The sequence below is a fragment of the Chloroflexia bacterium SDU3-3 genome (assembly GCA_009268125.1).
Taxonomy (GTDB): Bacteria; Chloroflexota; Chloroflexia; order Chloroflexales; family Roseiflexaceae; genus SDU3-3.
In genome coordinates, this window is record WBOU01000026.1 from 1 (window position 1) to 19784 (window position 19784).

Annotated in this window: 17 protein-coding genes; 4 read left to right on the forward strand and 13 right to left on the reverse strand. The window is 64.9% G+C overall.

From position 1 onward, the window contains the following. The 11 genes from F8S13_26185 to pyrR all read right to left on the reverse strand — a co-directional run. Window positions 1-488 (reverse strand): GTP-binding protein (locus F8S13_26185; protein ID KAB8139872.1); only part of this gene is annotated, 488 nt, incomplete at its 3' end. A gap of 92 nt (window positions 489-580) precedes the next feature. Beyond that, a complete protein-coding gene (fusA, locus tag F8S13_26190; GenBank protein ID KAB8139873.1) occupies window positions 581-2686 on the reverse strand; it encodes an elongation factor G in 2106 nt (701 codons plus the stop codon). A gap of 114 nt (window positions 2687-2800) precedes the next feature. Next, complete coding sequence (gene rpsG, locus F8S13_26195; protein ID KAB8139874.1) at window positions 2801-3274, reverse strand: 30S ribosomal protein S7; 474 nt, start codon at window positions 3272-3274, stop codon at window positions 2801-2803. Between the two features lie 75 nt (window positions 3275-3349). Beyond that, window positions 3350-3781, reverse strand: a complete 432-nt coding sequence (locus F8S13_26200; protein ID KAB8139875.1) for a 30S ribosomal protein S12 — start codon at window positions 3779-3781, stop codon at window positions 3350-3352. A 452-nt stretch (window positions 3782-4233) separates the two neighbouring features. Continuing rightward, window positions 4234-6417, reverse strand: a complete 2184-nt coding sequence (locus F8S13_26205) for a DUF11 domain-containing protein (protein ID KAB8139876.1) — start codon at window positions 6415-6417, stop codon at window positions 4234-4236. 24 nt (window positions 6418-6441) lie between these two features. Continuing rightward, complete coding sequence (locus F8S13_26210) at window positions 6442-7317, reverse strand: sortase (GenBank protein KAB8139877.1); 876 nt, start codon at window positions 7315-7317, stop codon at window positions 6442-6444. 167 nt (window positions 7318-7484) lie between these two features. Beyond that, window positions 7485-8579, reverse strand: a complete 1095-nt coding sequence (locus F8S13_26215) for a quinone-dependent dihydroorotate dehydrogenase (GenBank protein KAB8139878.1) — start codon at window positions 8577-8579, stop codon at window positions 7485-7487. Window positions 8580-8621: 42 nt separating this feature from the next. After that, entirely contained in the window at window positions 8622-9443 is an 822-nt protein-coding gene (locus F8S13_26220) for a hypothetical protein (protein KAB8139879.1), read from the reverse strand. A gap of 47 nt (window positions 9444-9490) precedes the next feature. Further along, window positions 9491-10990: a dihydroorotase gene (locus tag F8S13_26225; protein KAB8139880.1), complete on the reverse strand. Its 1500-nt coding sequence runs from the start codon at window positions 10988-10990 to the stop codon at window positions 9491-9493. A 48-nt stretch (window positions 10991-11038) separates the two neighbouring features. Beyond that, window positions 11039-12007, reverse strand: coding sequence for an aspartate carbamoyltransferase catalytic subunit (locus F8S13_26230; protein KAB8139881.1), 969 nt, complete (start codon window positions 12005-12007; stop codon window positions 11039-11041). A 37-nt stretch (window positions 12008-12044) separates the two neighbouring features. After that, entirely contained in the window at window positions 12045-12578 is a 534-nt protein-coding gene (gene pyrR / locus F8S13_26235) for a bifunctional pyr operon transcriptional regulator/uracil phosphoribosyltransferase PyrR (GenBank protein ID KAB8139882.1), read from the reverse strand. 594 nt (window positions 12579-13172) lie between these two features. Between pyrR and rpsU the strand changes: the two genes are divergently transcribed. From rpsU to add, 3 genes are all read left to right on the forward strand, one after another. Then, on the forward strand, window positions 13173-13364 hold the full coding sequence (gene rpsU / locus F8S13_26240) for a 30S ribosomal protein S21 (GenBank protein ID KAB8139883.1): 192 nt from the start codon (window positions 13173-13175) through the stop codon (window positions 13362-13364). 177 nt (window positions 13365-13541) lie between these two features. Continuing rightward, window positions 13542-14624 carry a peptide chain release factor 1 gene (gene prfA, locus F8S13_26245; protein ID KAB8139884.1) on the forward strand — a complete coding sequence of 361 codons (1083 nt, stop codon included), beginning with the start codon at window positions 13542-13544 and terminating at the stop codon, window positions 14622-14624. A gap of 146 nt (window positions 14625-14770) precedes the next feature. Continuing rightward, a complete protein-coding gene (gene add, locus F8S13_26250) occupies window positions 14771-15778 on the forward strand; it encodes an adenosine deaminase (GenBank protein KAB8139904.1) in 1008 nt (335 codons plus the stop codon). Here the strand turns inward: add and F8S13_26255 are convergent. Continuing rightward, window positions 15775-16833 (reverse strand): HAMP domain-containing histidine kinase, encoded by a 1059-nt coding sequence (locus F8S13_26255; protein ID KAB8139885.1) that lies wholly within the window; start codon window positions 16831-16833, stop codon window positions 15775-15777. The two genes, add and F8S13_26255, sit on opposite strands and share 4 nt — an antisense overlap. A gap of 174 nt (window positions 16834-17007) precedes the next feature. On the opposite strand from F8S13_26255, the gene F8S13_26260 reads away from it, so the two are divergent. Continuing rightward, window positions 17008-17433: a RusA family crossover junction endodeoxyribonuclease gene (locus F8S13_26260; protein KAB8139886.1), complete on the forward strand. Its 426-nt coding sequence runs from the start codon at window positions 17008-17010 to the stop codon at window positions 17431-17433. 76 nt (window positions 17434-17509) lie between these two features. Here the strand turns inward: F8S13_26260 and F8S13_26265 are convergent, their stop codons facing one another. Beyond that, window positions 17510-19054 (reverse strand): 2,3-bisphosphoglycerate-independent phosphoglycerate mutase, encoded by a 1545-nt coding sequence (locus tag F8S13_26265; GenBank protein ID KAB8139905.1) that lies wholly within the window; start codon window positions 19052-19054, stop codon window positions 17510-17512. Between the last annotated feature and the right edge of the window lie 730 nt (window positions 19055-19784).

Genomic DNA, 19784 nt, shown 5'->3' on the forward strand with positions numbered 1-19784 from the left:
AACTCGTACTTGCTGAGCAGCTCGCGCAGCTCCATCTCGACCAGCTCCAGCAGCTCCTCGTCGTCCATCATGTCGACCTTGTTCAGGAAGACGACCATGGCGGGCACCTGCACCTGGCGAGCCAGAAGGATGTGCTCCTTGGTCTGGGGCATGGGGCCGTCGGGGGCCGAGACCACCAGGATCGCGCCGTCCATCTGGGCCGCGCCGGTGATCATGTTCTTGATGTAGTCGGCGTGGCCGGGGCAGTCCACGTGGGCGTAGTGGCGGTTGTCCGTCTCATACTCGACGTGGCGGATGGCGATCGTGATACCACGAGCGCGCTCCTCAGGAGCGTTGTCGATCTGGTCGTAGCTCGTGAACTTCGCCGCGCCGCGCAGCGCCAGCACCTTGGTGATGGCAGCGGTCAGCGTGGTCTTACCGTGGTCGACGTGACCAATGGTCCCGATGTTGACATGCGGCTTGGTTCGCTCGAACTTCTGCTTCGCCATGACTGTGCATTACTCCTTAGATAGGATTTAAGTTTGGAATGCAGGTGCCTGGGCTATGGCTCCTGCCCTGGCCCAGGCACTGGTACCTATGCTTACTGACCGCGCTTCTCGATGATTTCCTTCGCCAGGTGGTCGGGCAGCGCCTGGTAGTACGCAAACTCCATCGAGGAGGTCGCGCGGCCCTGCGTTGCCGAGCGGAGGTCGGTGGTGTAGCCGAACATACCTGCCAGCGGCACATATGCGCGCACCACCTGCGCGTTCGCGCGGCCCTCCATACCCTCAACCTGGCCACGGCGCGAGTTCAGGTCGCCCAGCACGGTGCCGAGGAAGTCCTCGGGGGTGGTGACCTCAACCTTCATGATCGGCTCGAGCAGCACCGGGCGGCCCTTGCGGACGCCGTCTTTCAGCGCCATCGAGGCAGCGATCTTGAACGCCATCTCAGAGGAGTCAACCTCGTGGAAGGAGCCATCGTACAGGGTGGCCTTGATATCAACCACGGGGAAACCGGCGATAACGCCTGTCTCCATCGCCTCTCTGATACCGGCCTCGGCTGGCCCAATGTACTCGCGCGGGATCGAGCCGCCGACGATGCTATTGATGAACTCGAAGCCCTTGCCCGGCTCGTTCGGCTCGAAGCGAACCTTCACGTGGCCGTACTGGCCCTTACCGCCGGACTGGCGGACAAACTTGCTGTCGATATCGGCAGCCTGGGTGATCGACTCGCGGTAGGCCACCTGGGGCTTACCAACATTCGCCTCGACCTTGTACTCGCGGCGCATGCGGTCGACGATAACTTCGAGGTGAAGCTCGCCCATACCAGCGATGATCGTCTGGCCCGTCTCCTGATCCGAGGAGACCTGGAAGGTCGGATCCTCTTCCGAGAGGCGAGCGAGCGCCATACCCATCTTGTCCTGGTCCGACTTGGTCTTCGGCTCGACGGCCAGCCGGATGACCGGCTCGGGGAAGCGGATGCTTTCGAGCACGATCGGGTTCTCAGGATCGCAGATAGTGTCGCCGGTGAAGCTGTACTTGGGGCCGATGATCGCGGCGATATCGCCCGCGTAGACCTCTTTAATGTCCTCGCGGTGGTTCGAGTGCATCTGCACCAGGCGACCAATGCGCTCGCGCTGATTGCGGCTGGTGTTCAGCACATAGCTACCGGCCTCCAGCTTGCCCGAGTAGGCGCGGAAGTAGGCCAGCTTGCCGACGTAGGGGTCGGCCACGATCTTGAACACCAGGCCGGCGAAGGGCACATTCTCATCCGCAGCGCGGATGATCGGCTCGACGCCCTCTTCGCCAAGCACCTCGCCAGGGTGGGTACCCTGCACAGCCGGGATCTCCAGCGGCGAGGGCAGGAAGTAGACCACAGAGTCGAGCAGGCGCTGCACGCCCTTGTTCTTGAGGGCCGAGCCGCAGAGCACCGGCACCAGCTTGTTGTCGATGACGGCCTTGCGCAGAGCGCGGCGCATCTCTTCGAGACCAAGCTCCTCGCCCTCCAGGTAGAGCAGCATCAGCTCATCGTCGGTCTCGGCGATGGCCTCGATCATCTCCTGGCGAGCGGCCTCGACGCGCTCCTTGTACTCCGCCGGAACGTCCTCGAACTCCTCGTGGCGGCCAGCATCGTCGGTGTAGATGATCGCCTTGTTCTGCAGAAGGTCGATGATACCGCGGAAGCGGTCCTCAGCGCCGATCGGCAGCTGGATCTGCACCGGCTTTGCGCCGAGGCGATCCTTGATCATCTGCACCGTGCGCTCGAAGTTTGCGCCTGTGCGGTCCATCTTGTTGACGAAGCAGATGCGCGGAACGTGGTACTTATCGGCCTGCCGCCACACCGTCTCCGACTGCGGCTCGACGCCGGCCACGGCATCAAACACCACCACACCGCCATCGAGCACGCGCAGCGAGCGCTCTACCTCGGCAGTAAAGTCGACGTGTCCAGGAGTGTCGATAATGTTCACGCGGTAATCCTCGCCCGCAACCTGCCACGAAGCCGTGGTGGCCGCAGCCGTGATCGTGATCCCGCGCTCACGCTCCTGCTCCATCCAGTCCATGATAGCAGTGCCCTCATGGACTTCGCCGATCTTGTAACTGCGACCGGTGTAGAACAGAATTCGCTCGGTCGTAGTCGTCTTGCCCGCGTCGATGTGGGCGATAATACCGATATTTCGAATTCTTTCGAGCGGGTATTCTCGTGCCATACTGTTATATTTCTCCTCGACGCGTACGCTCAGACGACGCGCGGCCACATAGGCCGATGAGGGGTGCGCCGCGCCGCAGCGCCCGCGTAGCGCGGGGCGGCAGAAGCACCGCCCTTAGAATTTGCCATAGTGAGAGAACGCGCGGTTGGCCTCAGCCATACGCTGGACATCTTCCTTGCGCTTGATCGTGTTGCCGGTGTTATTGTAGGCATCCACAATCTCAGTCGCAAGCTTCTCGTGCATCGGCTTGCCGGAGCGGGCGCGAGCCGAGATCAGCAGCCAGCGCATCGCCAGCGCCTGGCGGCGGTCGGCCTTCACCTCGACGGGCACCTGGTAGGTCGCACCGCCGACGCGCTTGGGCTTGACCTCGATGGCCGGGCCAGCGTTGCGCAGCGCGATCTCGAACACCTCAATCGGCGTCTTGTTCAGCCGCTCGGCGGCCAGATCCAGCGCCTCGTAGACAATCTTCTGCGCCACGCTCTTCTTGCCGCGCTGCATCACCTTGTTGATGAACTGCGACATCGGCACGCTATTGAACCGAGCATCCGGCGCCGGGATTCGCTTTTCGATCGTTCCTCGACGGGGCATTCTTTCACCTCAATGCGTAGAGCGTCGTTCGTGTTGCCGCGCGTTGCCGCAATACCAAGGACGCACCACAATTCATTACTTCTTCTTGGCCGGAGCCGCGTTCTTCTTCGTACCGTACTTCGAGCGGCCCTGCTTGCGGTTGGCGACGCCCTGGGCATCCAGCGTGCCGCGCACGATGTGGTAGCGCACGCCTGGCAGGTCTTTCACACGACCGCCGCGGATGAGGACCACCGAGTGCTCCTGCAGGTTGTGACCCTCGCCCGGGATATAGGCGGTCACTTCCATATTGTTCGAAAGGCGAACGCGGGCGATCTTGCGGAGCGCCGAGTTCGGCTTCTTCGGGGTCATCGTGCGGACCTGCGTGCAGACGCCGCGCTTGAAGGGAGCACCCTTGCCACGGGTCATCTTGCCCTTCAGCGAGTTGTAGGTGAAACGCAGCGCGGGCGCCTTCGTCTTCTTCAAGACCGGCTTACGCGGCTTCCGAACGAGCTGATTAATAGTCGGCATCCTGTTACTTTCCTCCGTTCGACGCCTTCCGGGTTCCAAAGGTTCGTTCTAAAAACGATATCTTTTCGGCATCAAGCCGTTGGCAAAAAAAGATGGAACCCTGGTCTGGTACGCAGCCGCGACCGCGCCTTAGAATAGGGTTCACCACTACACTGCGTGCGAAACATAAAGTTAGAGCACAGCGATTTGGGAGTATACCACACGCGTTATGGCGTGTCAAACGAATATTTCACGTAGCCCATTCTCGATACGGAGATCGCAACCTTGGGTTGGGAAATCTCCTCCAGCGACAACGTGCAGGTTTTCGCATCTAGCAATTATGTCACATAGAATCAGGCAGCAACCCCAGGCCTGCGACTACAAGACGTAGGGATGCAGACCGGCGCAGATAAAGGGAGCGAACGGTGGCTCGCTCCCTTCTCGCTAGCTACTCTACCGAACGTCGCTAGGTATTAGATACGCGTCTGCGACCGATGAATGCGCACAGTTCGCACCATCATGGTCATACCCAGCAGGGCGAAGCCCATGAGCGGCACGCCAGTGCTGGTATCGGGCAGGGTTCCGGCAGCAGCCGCCCCAGCCACCACGGTTGCGGTGGGGGCCACAACAGCCGTGGCCGTAGCCGTGGCCGCCGCAGCGTCGGGCTGCGCATTAGCCGCCCCGCCAGCCGTATTGGTCAGCGTGCCCGTGCTGGTCACAGCGGCCGTACTGGTCAGCGTGCCCGTGCTGGTGATCACCCGCGACGCCACAGCGGTGGCGCTGGCGTCGGGCGTGGCCGTGGCCTGCAGCTGGGGAGCGCCCACCACCAGCAGCGACACAATATTCGAGTAAGCCTGGAAAGGCAGGCCGTCGGCGGTTAGGGCTGTCTGACCGACAATGGTGGTGCCCGCCGACACGCCCTTGCGCACCTTGGTGGCGATCACCACCTCGACACCCTCGCCGGGAGCCAGGGCTGCAAGCTTGAGCGAGACCGTATTGCCCGCTATGGTGGGGTCGCCGCCACGATCGGCCTTGGCGCTTACAATCTCTAGGTTGGCCGGCATCTCGCTTGATAGCTCTAGGTTGGTGTACTTATCGGCCCCAAGCGGGCGGTTATTTCGCAGCGCGACCACATAGTTTACGGCCTGTTCGGGGTAGGCGCTACCCCAGTCGCTGGCCATGCGGAAGTAGAGATCGCTATTGGGCGCAAGCACGGCTGGGGTTGGCGTCGCGCTGGGCGTCGGCGGAACCTGGGTAGCCTGGGCCTGCTCGGTCGATCTGGCCTGCTCAGTCGATCTGGCCTGCGTGGTGGCCTGCTGACCAGGGCGCGCGGTAGCCTGCTGGCCAGGGCGCGCGGTGCGCACCGGCCGCGCGGTGGGCGCAGCGGGCGCGGGTGCCGAGCCGCCTGGCTGTGGCACAGGCGGCAGCGGCGGCAGCGCTGGGCTGGTCGGCGTCGCGCTATCGCTGCCGCCACCGCCGCCACCACGATCATCATCGTCGTCATCGCTCTTCGACGTAGGCCGCGCTGTAGAATTTGGCCCGCTGGTCGGGTTCGAGCCAGGTGTGTTGGTCGGGTTCGAGCCAGGTGTGTTGGTCGGGTTCGAGCCAGGTGTGTTGGTCGGGTTCGAGCCAGGTGTGTTGGTCGGGTTCGAGCCAGCGGTCGGGCTAGGGCCATCGGTTGGCGTCACCCCAGTGCCAGTGGTCGGAGTCGCGGTGACCGCCGAGCCGCTGATATTGACGATCACATCATCCGATACATCGGTGGTACCCTGATTCTCGCCGCTCATGATCTGGCCAAGGGCGGCATTGCTGGCGGTATCCGATGAGACCGCTGCCTTTACTCGCACACGTAAAGTGATCAGCTCACCCGATTTTGTCACATTCAGGGTGCATGTCACCGTCGTTGTGCCCGAGCACGAGCCATTCGTCGCAGTAGCGCTAACAAACTCTAGGTTTGAATCTAGCTCATCGGAAACCTGCACCTGCTCGGCTGTCGTCGAGCTGGTAAACACCGTGATCGCGTAGCTAAATTCTGTCCCGGGGCGCGCGGCTGACACATCTGCAGACTTGGAAACAATCAGCTTCTTGCTGCCTGTGGGCGTATTTGTGGGAGCCTCGCTAGTCGACGTGGCGGTCGCCTCCACGGTGTCGGTCGGCGTGATGTTCGGGTCGGTCGTCGACGTGGCGGTTGCTTCCACCGTGTCGGTCGGCGTGATGTTCGGGTCGGTCGTCGACGTGGCGGTCGCTTCCACCGTGTCGGTCGCCTCCACCGTGTCGGTCGGCGCGCTGGTGTTGGTCGGCGTGACGTTCGGGTTGGTTGTGGCCGTCGGCCCGGCGGTGGCCGTCCCAGGCCCCGGCGTAATGGTCGCGCGCGCACGCCCTTCGCCAGAAGCAGCCGCATCGGGCACAACCTCGCTCGGCACAACCTCGCTCGGCACAACCTCGCTCGGCACAACCTCGCTCGGCACAACCTCGGCAGTGGCCGTATCCTGCTGCGTGCGATCGGCTGCAGGGGCTGAGGGCGGCGCGATCCAGCGGGTGGTCTCAGCATAGAGCGGGAACGCGATCATCGCGAGGCTGACTACGATCAGCAGCGCCTCAAGCGGCGTCCAGCGCGCCGTGCCACGCCGCGAGCGGGGCCGATTATTGCTTCTCATGGCGTATCCTTCCTACCGCGCCGGTCATTCGCCGGGTGACGGCGTCGAGTCAAGCAGATCCGCAACGACCACCAGCCGCTGCGTATCCCAGTTCGTACATGTGATAAGGGTAAGCTCGGGTTTCTGGCGGGATGCCAGCACCTCGACCTGGGTAGGCCAAACGCTGGTCGACTCGCGCACCCGGTAGTGAAAGCGCCAGCCGCCCGCATCGATATAGATATCATCCCCAGCAGCCAGCTGGGGCAAATCGCGGAACACCGCACCACGGATGCCAGCGTGGCCTGCCAGCACGGTATTGCCCTGGTCGCCCGGCAGCGCGGTGCCGTGCATAAAGCCTGCGGCATAGTCGGCCACCTCCCACACGCCGTCGATCACGAAGACCTCTTTCACTGGCGTGTCGAGGGCGATCTTGGGTACGACGAGGCGCGTTGGCGTGCGGGGCTGCTCGGCGGGCTTGGCGGCAACCGCCCCCGGTGCTGAAAGAAAGATATCGCCATCGCGGGCGCTGGGGCTAGAATAGGGCAGCAGCGCGGCCACACGCCCGGCCAGCGGATCGGGTGTGGCGCTAGGGGCTGGGGTGGCCTGGGCAGGCGAAGCCAGCGCCTGGTGCTGCTGCTGGGTGTGCAGCCAGTCGCGCAGCGGGCCATCGGCGACCCAAATGCCAAAGACCATCAGGGCGGCGAAGATCAGCACGCGCTCGGTGTGGGTGAGCACATGGTCAACCCATGTGCGCCGCAGGAAGCCGCTCAGCGTGTGGTCGCGCTGGCGCTCGATCGAGCGCAGCGCAACAGGCACCGGGCGATTGGCGCGCGGCGCGGGCGGGGTTTCGATCAACGCTTGCAGCAGGTCGATCTCTTCCTGGTTTTTGTTTCCCCGGCGCGAGCGAGGAGGAACCGCCATAGTGCGACCGCTTGATAGAAGTTGAGAAATGGTTGAATTAGCTGAACTGGCTGCGATTATACACGAACGATATGGCAGTTGCAATAGTACCTAGGTCTATTGCGATCTACAAAGTGTAACAGCTAGCTCTGGTGTAAAGAGATATCACAAGCTCGATAGCTTCATGGTCACAGCTGATGCAGGCCCGCATCCACGCCCACCGCCTCGCCCAGCGAGCGGAAGCCATCGCGGCGCAGCAGGTCGGCTAGGCCCTGCTTGAGCGTGCGCACCACGCCCGGCCCCTCGTAGACCATCACGGTGTAGATCTGCAGCATCGACGCGCCAGCGCGCAGGTGCAGGTAGGCATCTTCGGCGTTCATAATACCGCCCACGCCGATCACTGGCATATTGCCGCTGGTGGCGCGGTGCAGGTGCGCGATCAGGCTGCGGGCGCGCAGGGTCAGCGGTCGACCGCTCAGGCCGCCGATCTCGCCGCCTACAAAGCTGCGGATGCCCGCGCGCGACACGGTGGTGTTGCCCGCGATAAAGCCCGCCATCCCCGTACCCAGCGCCGCCTCGACCACCGCATCCAGCTGCGCGGGCGTCTCGTCGGGCGAGACCTTGACAAAGATCGGGCGGGGCTGCGGCAGCTGGCGGTTGCGCTCGGCCAGCGCGCCCAGCAGCTCGGCCAGGGCGGCGCGGTCGTGCAGCTTGCGCAGGCCGGGCGTGTTGGGCGATGAGATATTGACCGCCACATAGCGGCCAAACGACGCCAGCTGGTCGAAGGCGCGAACGTAGTCATCGCTGGCGCGGGCCAGCGGCGTAACCTTGTTCTTGCCGATATTGACGCCCACTAGGGCGTGGCCGCCAGCGCCGTGGCGCTCAAGGTTGCGGGTGGCCACATACATGCCCTCGCTGTTGAAGCCCATGCGGTTAACCAGCGCATCATCCCGCAGCAGTCGGAACATGCGGGGGCGCGGGTTGCCCGGCTGGGGCAGCGGCGTGACCGTACCGATCTCCACATGGCCGAAGCCCAGCATGGCTAGGCCGGGGATCAGCTCGGCCTGCTTGTCGAAGCCTGCCGCCATGCCAAACGGGTTCACAAAGCGCATGCCCGCGCACTCGCCTGCCAAGATCGGATCTTCAAAGTGGAACAGCGCCTCAAGCGCACGATGGGCGAGCGGGATGCGCTGGGCCAGCTTCAGCGCGTGCACGGTCTGATCGTGGGCCAGCTCGGGCGGAAAGCGGAAGATGATCGGCTTAAGAAGATGGTAGAGTGTCATAGTATCGGCTCTGCAAGGCATTACAAAAGGCAGCTTAAAAATCTACAGGTCGCGAAGATCGAACACCGGGCCATCCGAGCAGCGCATGCGCGTACCCACCCGCAGCTCGGCTGCGCACACGCCGCACGCGCCCGTGCCGCAGACAAACGGGCCATCCAGCAGGGCGCTGGCGAACCCACGCTCCCAGCGCAGCTTGGCCAGGCGCACCTGATCGCACAGCGTCGCCGCATCCTCGATAGGGAGGGCGGCGCACACTTGGTCGGCCCAAGCAATCAGCTCGGGGCGGGCGGCGGGGCGCGGCGGCTCGGGGCGGCGCTTGCCCTTGGCGGGCGCAGGCGCGGCGGGCGGCAGCAGCAGGCCCAGGGGCGAGCCAACGGTGCTCTGGTACTCGACCTCGTCGGGCAGCAGGAAGGCGGGCGGCAGCAGCGCCGGGTCGGCAGCACCGGCCAGCAGGGCGACGGCGCAGCCCCGCCGCACGCTCTGCGCGGCCAGCAGCAGCAGCGCACCCAGGGCATCGCCCTGGCCCACCAGCAGCAGCGTGCACGTGCGACGGTCGACCTCGAATCCGTGGCCAAATGGCCCCAGCACATCGATCGGCTCGCCGGGGCGGGCGCGGGAGAGCCAGCGCAGGCCGCGCTCGCTGGGCGCGTAGAGCAGGCCGATCTGGCCCAGCGACTCCTCGGCGGCGGCCACAAACAGCGGGCGGCGCAGCAGCGGGTCAGCGCTGTCGGCATCGGCGCAGCGCACCAGCAGGTACTGGCCGGGCCGGATGCTGCGGGCGATGGCCGGGGCGTGGAGCGTGAGCCACATCAGACCGCCAGCTGCGCGCTGCTCGGCCACAGGGAACATATGTTGCGTGATCATGAGCGTGCTGGGGCTGCCGCTACGCGCGCCAGCCCCACCTGTAGCGCCTAGTCTTTATCGGCGTCGTCGAGAATACCCTCCAGCTTGCTGGCCTGGCGCAGCATGCCGGTACCGACCCCAAAGTTGCCGCGTCGGAACGCGATCTCGCCGCCCACCATGGTCATCATCACCTGGCCCTTGAGCTGCTGGCCAGCCAGCGGCGTGTTGCGGCCCTTGGATGCGAAGTCCTTGGGGTCGACCATCCAGGTCTGGTCGGTATCGAAAATCACGATATCGGCCACCGCCCCTGGGCGCAGCGTGGCCGGGGTGCGGTCGAGCACGCTGGCGGGGCCTTCGGTGAGCTTGGCCACCATGTCCACCAGATCGATCTCGGCGCGGTGCACCAGCGACAGCATCAGGCCCAGCGCCGTCTCTAGGCTAGAGATGCCAGGCGCCGCCAGGCGGTACTCAACATCTTTTTCCACCATGCTCTGCGGCATATGGTTGGTGGCGATCGCGTCGATCGTGCCATCGCGCAGGCCCTCCAGCAGGGCCTCGACATCCTCCTCGCTGCGCAGCGGGGGGTTGACGCGCGTGCTGCTGTCGTAGGGCGGCAGCAGCGTGGGGTCGAACCAGCTGGGCAGGCCTAGGCCTGGCTCGCTCTTCTTGGCCCGCTTGCGCTTCTTGCCCTCGGGGGCAGGCGCGGGGCCGGTGGGCGGCGTGCTCTGCGCCAGCGAGCCGAGCACCCAGCGGTCGCTCAAGGTCAGGTGGTAGGGCGTCACCTCGGCGGTCACGCGGATGCCGCGCTCCTTGGCGTTGCGGATGAGCGCCACGCCGCCCGCCGTGCTCACGTGGCAGATGTGGATGTGCGCGCCGGTGAGCTCGGCCAGGGCGATGTCGCGGGCGATCATCACCTCCTCGGCGGAGGAAGGGTAGCCCTGCAGGCCCAGCCGCGTGCTGATCGTGCCCTCGTGCATGGCCCAGCCTTTGGTGAGGCGGGTGTCCTCGCAGTGGGCCATCACCGGCAGATTGAGCATGGCGGCGTAGGAGAGGGCGTTGCGCATCACCGCCGGGTCGGACACGGTGTGGCCAGCGTCGGAGAAGGCCACGCAGCCAGCCTCGGCAAGCTCGGCCATCTCGGTCAGGCGCTCGCCGCTGCGGCCCTGGGTGATCGCGCCGATCAGGTCGACCCGCACCGCGCCGCGCTGTCGCGCGATCTCGCGCACGTAGCGGGCCGTGCCAGCCGAGTCGATGGCGGGCTGGGTGGCGGGCATGGCGCACAGCGTAGTGAAGCCACCGCGCGCCGCCGCCTGGGTGGCGCTCTCGATCGTCTCGCGGTGCTCCTCGCCCGGCTCGCCCAGGTAGGTGTGCAGATCGATAAAGCCAGGGGCCACGATCGAGCCGCGCGCGTTGATCACCTCCACCTCGCCGGTTGGCTCGGCGGTCATGTTCAGGTCGGCCAGGTCGAACAGCTGCGAGACCTTGCCATCCTCGATCAAAATATTGCCAACCGTCGCAATGCGGCGGGCCGGATCGATAATATTGCCGTTTTTAATCAGATAGCGCATAACTCACTCCTCTTGTGTCGCATCATCGGCGCTGCGAAACCGCCCAAGCTACTCGCCCGCCAAACGGTAGAGCAGCGCCATACGCACCGCCACGCCATTTGTCACCTGAGTCTCGATCACCGACTGCGACGAGACCGCGACCTCGGGCATGATCTCCACACCCTCGTTCATCGGGCCGGGGTGCATCACAATCGCCTCGGGCGCGGCCTTGGCCATGCGCTCGGGCGTGATGGCGAAAAGGCGGTTGTACTCGCGGAGCGAGGGCAGCAGCCCGGCCTGCTGGCGCTCTTTCTGCAGGCGCAGGGTCATCACCACATCGGCCCCGGCAATCGCCTCATCCAGGTTGGATGTGATCGTCACATCGGGCCAAGTGGCCAGCCAGAACGCGGTGGGGCCAAGCAGCGTGGGCGGCGCGCAGAGCGTGACCTGCGCGCCCATCTTGGTGAGGCCCCACAGGTCGGATCGCGCCACGCGGCTGTGCAGGATGTCGCCCACGATCACCACCTTCAGGCCCTCGATCCGGCCAAAGCGCTCCTGGATGGTGAACAGGTCGAGCAGGCCCTGGGTGGGGTGGGCGTGGCGACCATCGCCCGCGTTGAGGATGGAGCCGTGGAAGTGCTGGGCCAGAAAGTAGGGCGCGCCCGCCTCGCTGTGGCGCATCACGATCACATCCGCGCCCAGCGCCTGCAGCGTGCGCATCGTATCCATCAGCGACTCGCCCTTCTCGACGCTGCTGCCCTTGGCGCTCATCGACACTACGTTGGCCGAGAGCGAGCGGGCCGCAAGCTCGAACGAGATGCGGGTGCGCGTGCTATCTTCAAAGAACATATTGACCACGTTCTTGCCGCGCAGCGCCGGAACCTGCTTAATCGAGCGCCCCAGCACCTCTTTCATGCTGGCGGTCGTCTCAAGCACCTCGGCGATCTCGGCGGCGCTGAAGTCATCCAGGTCGAGCACGTGGCGGCGGCGCGGCGCAGCCTCGGGCGCTGGTACGGTGGTCGTATTCTTGGCTGGCATCGGGGTTCCTTTCCCGGCTGGCTCGGCAGGGCCGCGCCTACCGAACAATAAAGACACCATCGTCTACGTGGTCGATCTCCTGCAGCTTGGTCTCGATCCGCTCCTCGCTGGATGTGGGCACATTCTTCCCCACAAAGTCGGCGCGGATGGGCAGCTCGCGGTGGCCGCGATCCACCAGCACGGCCAGCTGGGTGCGCTCGGGGCGGCCAAGGTCGCTCAGGGCATCGAGCGCGGCGCGCACGGTGCGCCCGGTGTAGAGCACGTCGTCCACCAGCACCACCACCCGCCCGGTGATATCGAGCGGGATGCTGGTGGAGTGCACCACCGGCGCAGGCCCGCGCAGCGCCAGGTCGTCGCGGTAGAGCGTGATGTCGAGCGTGCCGACCGGCACCTTCACGCCCTCGAAATCGAGCAGGGTGGCTGCGATCCGCTGGGCCAGAGGCACGCCGCGCCGCCGGATGCCCACCAGCACCACGTTGCGCACGCCCTCGTTGCGCTCGGCGATCTCGTGGCCAATTCGGGTGATCGCACGGCGGATGTCATCGACAGAGAGGATCTGCTTCTCGTTCATCGGGGAACCTCCGGTTAGGCCAGCGCACTGGCATCTACAAGCGGCAGCGGCGCACAGGGGAAGCGGGCATAAAAAAACCTCGTGCCTCCCACATGGGATGCCGAGGATCGCTGATAGCAGTCGGTTGTACGGCGCGCCAAACGCGCCTGCAGGTGTGTGTACATCTTGTTTACCTTCCCAACCTCACGGGATTGGCCTTAAAGGTTGGAAGTATCTTAGCACGCTCTCATGCGGGCGTCAACCGCACGCTACGCAGGGCCTCTGCGTTCTCGTTACCAAAACTCCAAGGCACCAAGGAAAACGGGAACAAAGGGAACAAATACCCACGAAGGCATGCACATTCAAAAAGGGATAGAGATCCTCGAATCTGCGCGTCTTCGTGGTAAAGAAGCTCCGATACATGCGGGCAGTTTGGCTCGCACATCATCCCGATGCCTACAGCAGAAAACGAGCCCAGCTGCGGCAATTTGCACAAAGCCCTGAAAGCCTGTATACTAGCGAAGGCAATTTTTTGCACTATTCCACGCGGAGGGGGGGTGAACATTACGCTTCCACCGGCCCACAGCCCTGTGAGCCGTGCTGGACGTAGAGCTTATGCGAATCGAGCGACGAGACGGCGAGACCGTCGACCAGCTGCTGCGGCGCTTCAACAAGATTGTTGTGGCGGAGCGCATCACCAAGACCTACCGCGAGAAGATGCACTTCATCTCGAAAAGCGAGCAGCGCAAAGAGAAGGCGCGCCGTGCAGAGCGCAACCGCCGCAAGCGGATGGCCCCCGCGCGTTAGCTTTTGAACCTTTTGCAAAGCGCTCAGGATTCCGCGTAAGCGTGCAGTCCTGGGCGTTTTGTTATCCACCTAGCTACCACTTGAGACCCCAGCAGAGCCGAGCGCGGCTCTTCCCGACCCAATAGAATCTGGCGCCAAACGACAGACTACGAAAAAAAACATCAAGGCTGCGTTCATATGTTTGACAAACTAGCAAGTGTTGAGGCCCGCTACAACGAGCTAAGCGAGCTGATGGCTCGCCCCGAGGTGGTGAGCGACCACCAGCGGCTCCAGCAGATCGCCCGCGAGCAGCGCGACATGGAGGATGTGGTCAACACCTACCGCCAGCGCAGCAAGCTGCAGAGCGACCTAGAAAGCGCCAAGGCGCTGCTGGATGAGGAGAGCGACGCCGAGCTGCGCGCCATGGCCCAGGAGGAGGTCGCCACCCTGCGCGACCAGATCGCCGCCATCGACGAAGAGCTGAAGGTGCTGCTGCTGCCGCGCGACCCGAACGACTCGAAGAACGTGATCATCGAGATCCGCCAGGGCGAGGGCGGCGACGAGGCGGCGCTGTTCGCATCCGACCTGTTCCGCATGTACACGCGCTACGCCGAGGTGCGGGGCTGGAAGATCGATGTGGTCAACGCCAACGAGAACGGCATCGGCGGCCTCAAAGAGGTCTCGTTCGAGATCCAGGGCGACGGCGCGTACAGCCGCCTGAAGTACGAGGGCGGCGTGCACCGCGTCCAGCGCGTGCCGGCCACCGAGGCGCGCGGGCGTATCCACACGTCCACTTCGACGGTAGCAGTGCTGCCAGAGGTGGAGGAGACCGACATCGAGATCAAGGCCGAGGACTACGAGGTGGATGTCTACCGCTCGGGCGGCCACGGCGGCCAGGGCGTCAACACCACCGACTCGGCAGTGCGCATCCGCTACAAGCCTGGCACCCCCGAGGAGATGATCGTGACCTGCCAGGACAGCCGGTCGCAGATCAAGAACAAGGCTTCGGCGCTGGCCGTGCTGCGCGCGCGGCTCTACGCCCAGCAGGAGGAAAAGCGGCGCAAAGAGCTGGGCGAGAACCGCCTGGCCCAGGTGGGAACTGGCGAGCGCGCCGAGAAGATCCGCACCTACAACTTCCCGCAGGATCGGATCACCGATCATCGGATCGGGCAAAACTTTTCTAACATCCCAGGCGCACTGGACGGCAATATCGATCGCATTATCGACGCGCTGATCGTGTTCGACAACACCCAGCGGCTTGAGTCGATCGGCACAGAATAGCACAACGGCAGGCGGACGTTCAGCGGCAGGGGGTCACGACATATGGCGCGGCCTCCTTTTTTGACCCTTGAACGACCCCGCATCGGAGGCGAGAACTCGTGAATAGGAAGGCTCTGCCAGAGGCGCTCGACACATTCATCACCCGCATGCCGAAGGTGGAGACCCATCTGCACCTCGAAGGCTCCATCCAGCCTGCGACGCTGCTGCGGATCGCGCGGCGCAACGGCGTGCACATCCCCGCGCACGACGAGGCGGGCGTCGCGCAGCTGTTCCGCTACCAGCACTTCCACGATTTCCTGGGCGTGTTTATGGTGCTGGCCAAGGTGCTGGTGCGCGGCGAGGACTTCGAGCTGATCGCCTATGAGCTGGGGCACCACCTGGCCGACCAGCAGGTGCGCTACGCCGAGGTGATGATCTCGCCCAGCCAGTACTACAACCGCGGCATGGATCTGGATGAGGTGGTGCAGGGCGCGGCGGCGGGCTTCGCGCGGGCGCAGGCCGAGCGCGGCACGCAGGTGTGCCTGGCCTTCGACTACGGCCGGCAGTTTGGCACCGCCCACGCCTGGCCGCTGGTCGAGGTGGCCATCCGCAACCGCAAGCACTCGCTCGTGGCCTGGTCGATCGGCGGCGACGAGCTGCACTACCCACCCGAACCATTCGCCGAGGTGTTCGCGGCGGCGCGGCGCGGCGGCCTGCACCTGATGGCCCACGCGGGCGAGGTGGTGGGGCCTGCCAGCGTGTGGGGGGCCGCGCGCACACTGGGGGCCGAGCGACTGGGCCACGGCATCCGCAGCGTGGGCGACCCAGCGCTGCTGGAGTACCTGCGCGCCCAGCACGTGGTGCTGGATGTCTGCCCGTCGAGCAACCTGCTGACCGGCGCGGTGGCCCGGATCGAGGATCACCCGCTGCGCATGCTGTTCGACGCCGGCGTGCCGGTGACGATCAACACCGACGACCCAACCTTCTTCGCCACCACGCTCTGCGACGAGTACCGGCTAGCTGCCAGCGCCTTTGGGTTCAGCGCGGGCGAGCTGGCGACGACTGTGCGCACCGCAGCAGGCGCGACCTTCCTACCCGCCGAGGAGCGGCGGCAGCTGGTCGAGCGCGTCTCGCGCGAGCTGGATGCGCTGCAGCACGAGCTAGGGCTGCCCTAGCTCGCCACATCGCCCTCGGGCGCCAGCGGCAGGCACACGGTGAATGTGCTGCCCTCGCCCACCACGCTCTCCACCATGATCTGGCCCTGGTGGCGCTGCGCCACGTGCTGCGCCACAAACAGCCCAACACCCGCGCCCGGGCGGCTCTCTTCGACATTGCTGGCGCGGTAGAACGGCTCGAAGATATGCGGCAGATCCGCCGGGGGGATGCCGATGCCCCGGTCTACCACACGCACCACCGCTGCCCCTCCATCGCTCGCCACCGAGATCACTATCGTGCCCTGCTGCGGGCTAAACTGCATGGCGTTCTGCAGCAGCGCATCGAGCAGATGCCGGATGCGCGTCTCGTCGGCCAGCACCACCACCGGGTGGGGCGGGGCCACCAGCTGCAGCGTGTGGCGCTTGGATGTGGCTTGCAGATCCTCAACGAGGCGCTGGGCCAGCGCGACGAGATCGATCGGGCGGCTGTCGAGGATCATGCGGTCCAGGCTGATCCGCGAGAAGTCCAGCAGCTGATCGAGCAGCATGGTCATACGCGACACCTGGGTGGAGATGATCTCAAGGCCTTTGCGGTTCGGGTCTTCTTCGAGCTTGGCGCTGCGCCGCCGCATCAGGTCGGCGTAGCCCTTGATCGAGGCCATGGGGTTCTTCAGATCGTGGGCGATGTGCGAGATAAACTCGTCCTTCTTCTGGGCGACGCTGGCGGCCTGCTGGAGCAGCAGGGCTGGGTCGTCGTCGCCGCGCGCGGCGCAGGCCCCCACGGCGGCGCGCACTGCGCCGCATAGCTCGGCGGGCGCGGCATCGGCGGGCAGCCAGCCCACCACCCAGCAGCCGTGGGCGGGCGCAGGCGGCGCGCTGGAGACCACCAGCACCGGAAGGCCCTGGGGCGCACCCAGCGTGCCCAGCGCGGCAGCAGGCTGGCCTGCGAGGTCGGCGAGCACCAGCTGGCAGGTTCCCGGCTCAGCGGCAGCCGCAAGCTCGATGTCGTGCTGGGCCAGCGGCGCAAGCGCGGCACGCAGGCTGCTAGCGGGCGGAAGAAGAAGCACACGCGGCATGATGATTATCCTCGATAGCTGTTGGATTCGGCACAGGCGGCCTCGTGCTGGCAGCGGCTAACACCTTGTTTGTATCATAGCAGCGGTAGCAAATAGCGTTCCAACGCCAAACAATCCCGACCACATGTGCTATAATACCTCGCACACGCACGAATGTGCTAGGAGCAAGGTGCCATGATCCATCGGCTTCACGTGACGCTGCCGCTGCCGCCGAGCGTCAACAACCAGTATGCCACCGTCGAGGGGCGGCGGGTGCTGAGCAAAGAGGCCCGGCGCTACAAGACCAACGTGATCCGCAACCTTGAGCGGGCGCGCGGTCAGGGGCAGATCAGCGACGCGCTCTGCGAGGCGGCGCAGCGCGGCTACCTTGCGCTGTTTATCGACTTCTACTTTGAGACGCCTATGCGCCGTGACCTAGATGGTGGGCTGAAGATCGCCCAAGATGCTATCTGCACCGCGCTAGAGGTAAACGATAACCGCGTGGTGGACATTCATCTGGTGAAGCGGATCGACCCGGCGAACCCGCGGATCGAGGTGGAGGTAGAGGTGCTGGATGACTGGCAGTTCGAGCACGAGCGCGAGGTCTACATCCGCGAGTAGCGGGCGCTAGCCCGCGCGGGGTGGCAAGGGGGAGCGAAGGGGTGGCCAAGGCCGCCCCTTCGCCGTTTCGAACATCCTACTTGCGCACCACTAGGCTCTCGCCGGTCATGGCGGCGGGCTTGGGCAGGCCCATCAGGTCGAGCACCGTGGGGGCGATGTCGGCCAGCTTACCACCCGCGCGCAGCGACACCTGCCCGAGGCCCAGGCCAGCATCCGCCGGGGCGATCAGGAAGGTGGGCACGGGGTTGGTGGTGTGGGCGGTGTGCGGGCCGCCGGTCGCCGGGTCGATCATCAGCTCGGCGTTGCCGTGGTCGGCCATCACGATCGCCGCGCCGCCCTTGGCCAGCAGCGCCTCGATGATCTGGCCGGTGCACTCATCCACCACCTCGCAGGCCTTGATCACCGCCGGGATGACGCCGGTGTGACCGACCATGTCGGGGTTGGCGAAGTTGACCAGGATAAAGTCGTACTTCTCGGACTCGATGGCCTTCAGCACCTCGTCGCGCACGCCGTGGGCGCTCATCTCGGGCTTGAGGTCGTAGGTGGCCACGTCGCGCGGCGAGGGCACCACCTGCCAGTCCTCGCCGGGGTGCGGCTCCTCGCGCCCGCCGTTGAAGAAGAAGGTGACGTGCGGGTACTTCTCGGTCTCCGCCGAGTGGAACTGGCTGAGGCCAGCATCGCTGATCACGCGGGCCAGCGGCATGGCCACATCGTCGTTCTCGAAGGCCACGTGCACTGGCAGATCCTTCTCGTACTCGGTCATGGTCACGAAGTAGAGATCTTTGAGCAGCTCGCGCTCGAAGCCGTCGAACTTGGGCAGCGTGAACACACGGGTGAGCTGGCGACCACGATCCGAGCGGAAGTTGAAGAAGATCACCGTGTCGCCCGGCTTCACGGTGGCCACCGGCGCACCAGCGGCATCCACGATCACGGCGGGCTTGATGAACTCGTCGGTCACGCCCTCGTCGTACGAGCGCTGGATGGCGGTGAGCGCGTCGCTGGCCGGGGTACCGATGCCGTTGACCAGCAGATCGTAGGCCAGCTTGGTGCGCTCCCAGCGCTTATCGCGGTCCATGGCGTAGTAGCGCCCGATCACGCTGGCCACCTGGCCCACATTCTTCTCGTGCATGAAGCTCAGCAGGTCGCGCGCGAAGGCGATGCCGCTCTGGGGCGGGGCGTCGCGGCCATCGGTGAACATGTGGACGTAGACCTGCTCGACGCCGGTGCGCACGGCCATCTCCAGCAGGGCCTTCTCGTGGTTCACGTGGCTGTGCACGCCGCCCGAGCCGAGCAGGCCGATGATGTGGACCTGGCCATCGTTCTTCTTGGCGTGGTTGTAGGCATCCACAAGCACGCCATCCTCGAAGAAGGTGCCGTCCTCGATCGAGTCGTCGATGATCGTGATGTCCTGGCGCACCACAAAGCCAGCGCCGAGGTTGGTGTGGCCCACCTCGGAGTTGCCCATCTGGCCCATGGGCAGGCCCACATACTTCTCGGCGGCGCGCACCAGAGTCCAGGGGTAGGCCTTGCGCCATGCGTCGTCGTTGGGGGTGTTGGCCAGCTTCACGCCATTGGCCTCGGTCTCCTCGCGCTCACCCCAGCCGTCGCGGATCACCAGCATCACAGGCCGTATATTACGTCGAGCGGTCACGGATCTTCCCTTTCATCTATTCCATCAGCTGCGGGGTACGCCGCATGGCCGCCCGCAGTCTGGCAGCCAGCGCAGATCGCACTGCTCCAAGCGACCATTGTAGCGCACGTGGCGGGCGGCAGAGTTGTGATCTTGCCAGCGAGCCGAAGCGATTAGCTACGCAGCCTGGGGCGCGGCCCCATTGTAGTATGGCTGAGACCGCACCACAAGTGGCGACAATCAACCGGCAGGGCCGCTGCGTTCTTGTTCGTCAGAACGTTTTACCACCAAGGCTCCAAGTCTCCAAGGAACACAAGGTATGTACCACGAAAATGCGAACAGAAGGCATAGACCCTGGTTCGGCCGCTGCAAACGCAACATCGACCAGATTGAGCTTTTTCCTATCAGCGATGGCGGTGGTGAAGTGGGTGGATGCCCTACGCGGGCAGCGCCGAGGGGCCAGCCCCTCGGAACCCCGCCATGGGGCGATGCCCCCTTGGAACTCGCAATGTGAGGCGTTCCTGTGCTGTCCGCTGGCAGCTAGTATGCGTGTATATGGCCAGTTTACACGAGCAGCACCTTCGCCGCATGGGCCAGGTGGTAAGGGCTGATTCTCACCATATTCTGCCGTCTCTTCGTGCCTTCGCGTCTTCGTGGTAAAACGCTCCTCTGTCTTCTTGGTGTCTTGGAGTCTTGGTGGTACATCGGTTCTTGTGTTCTC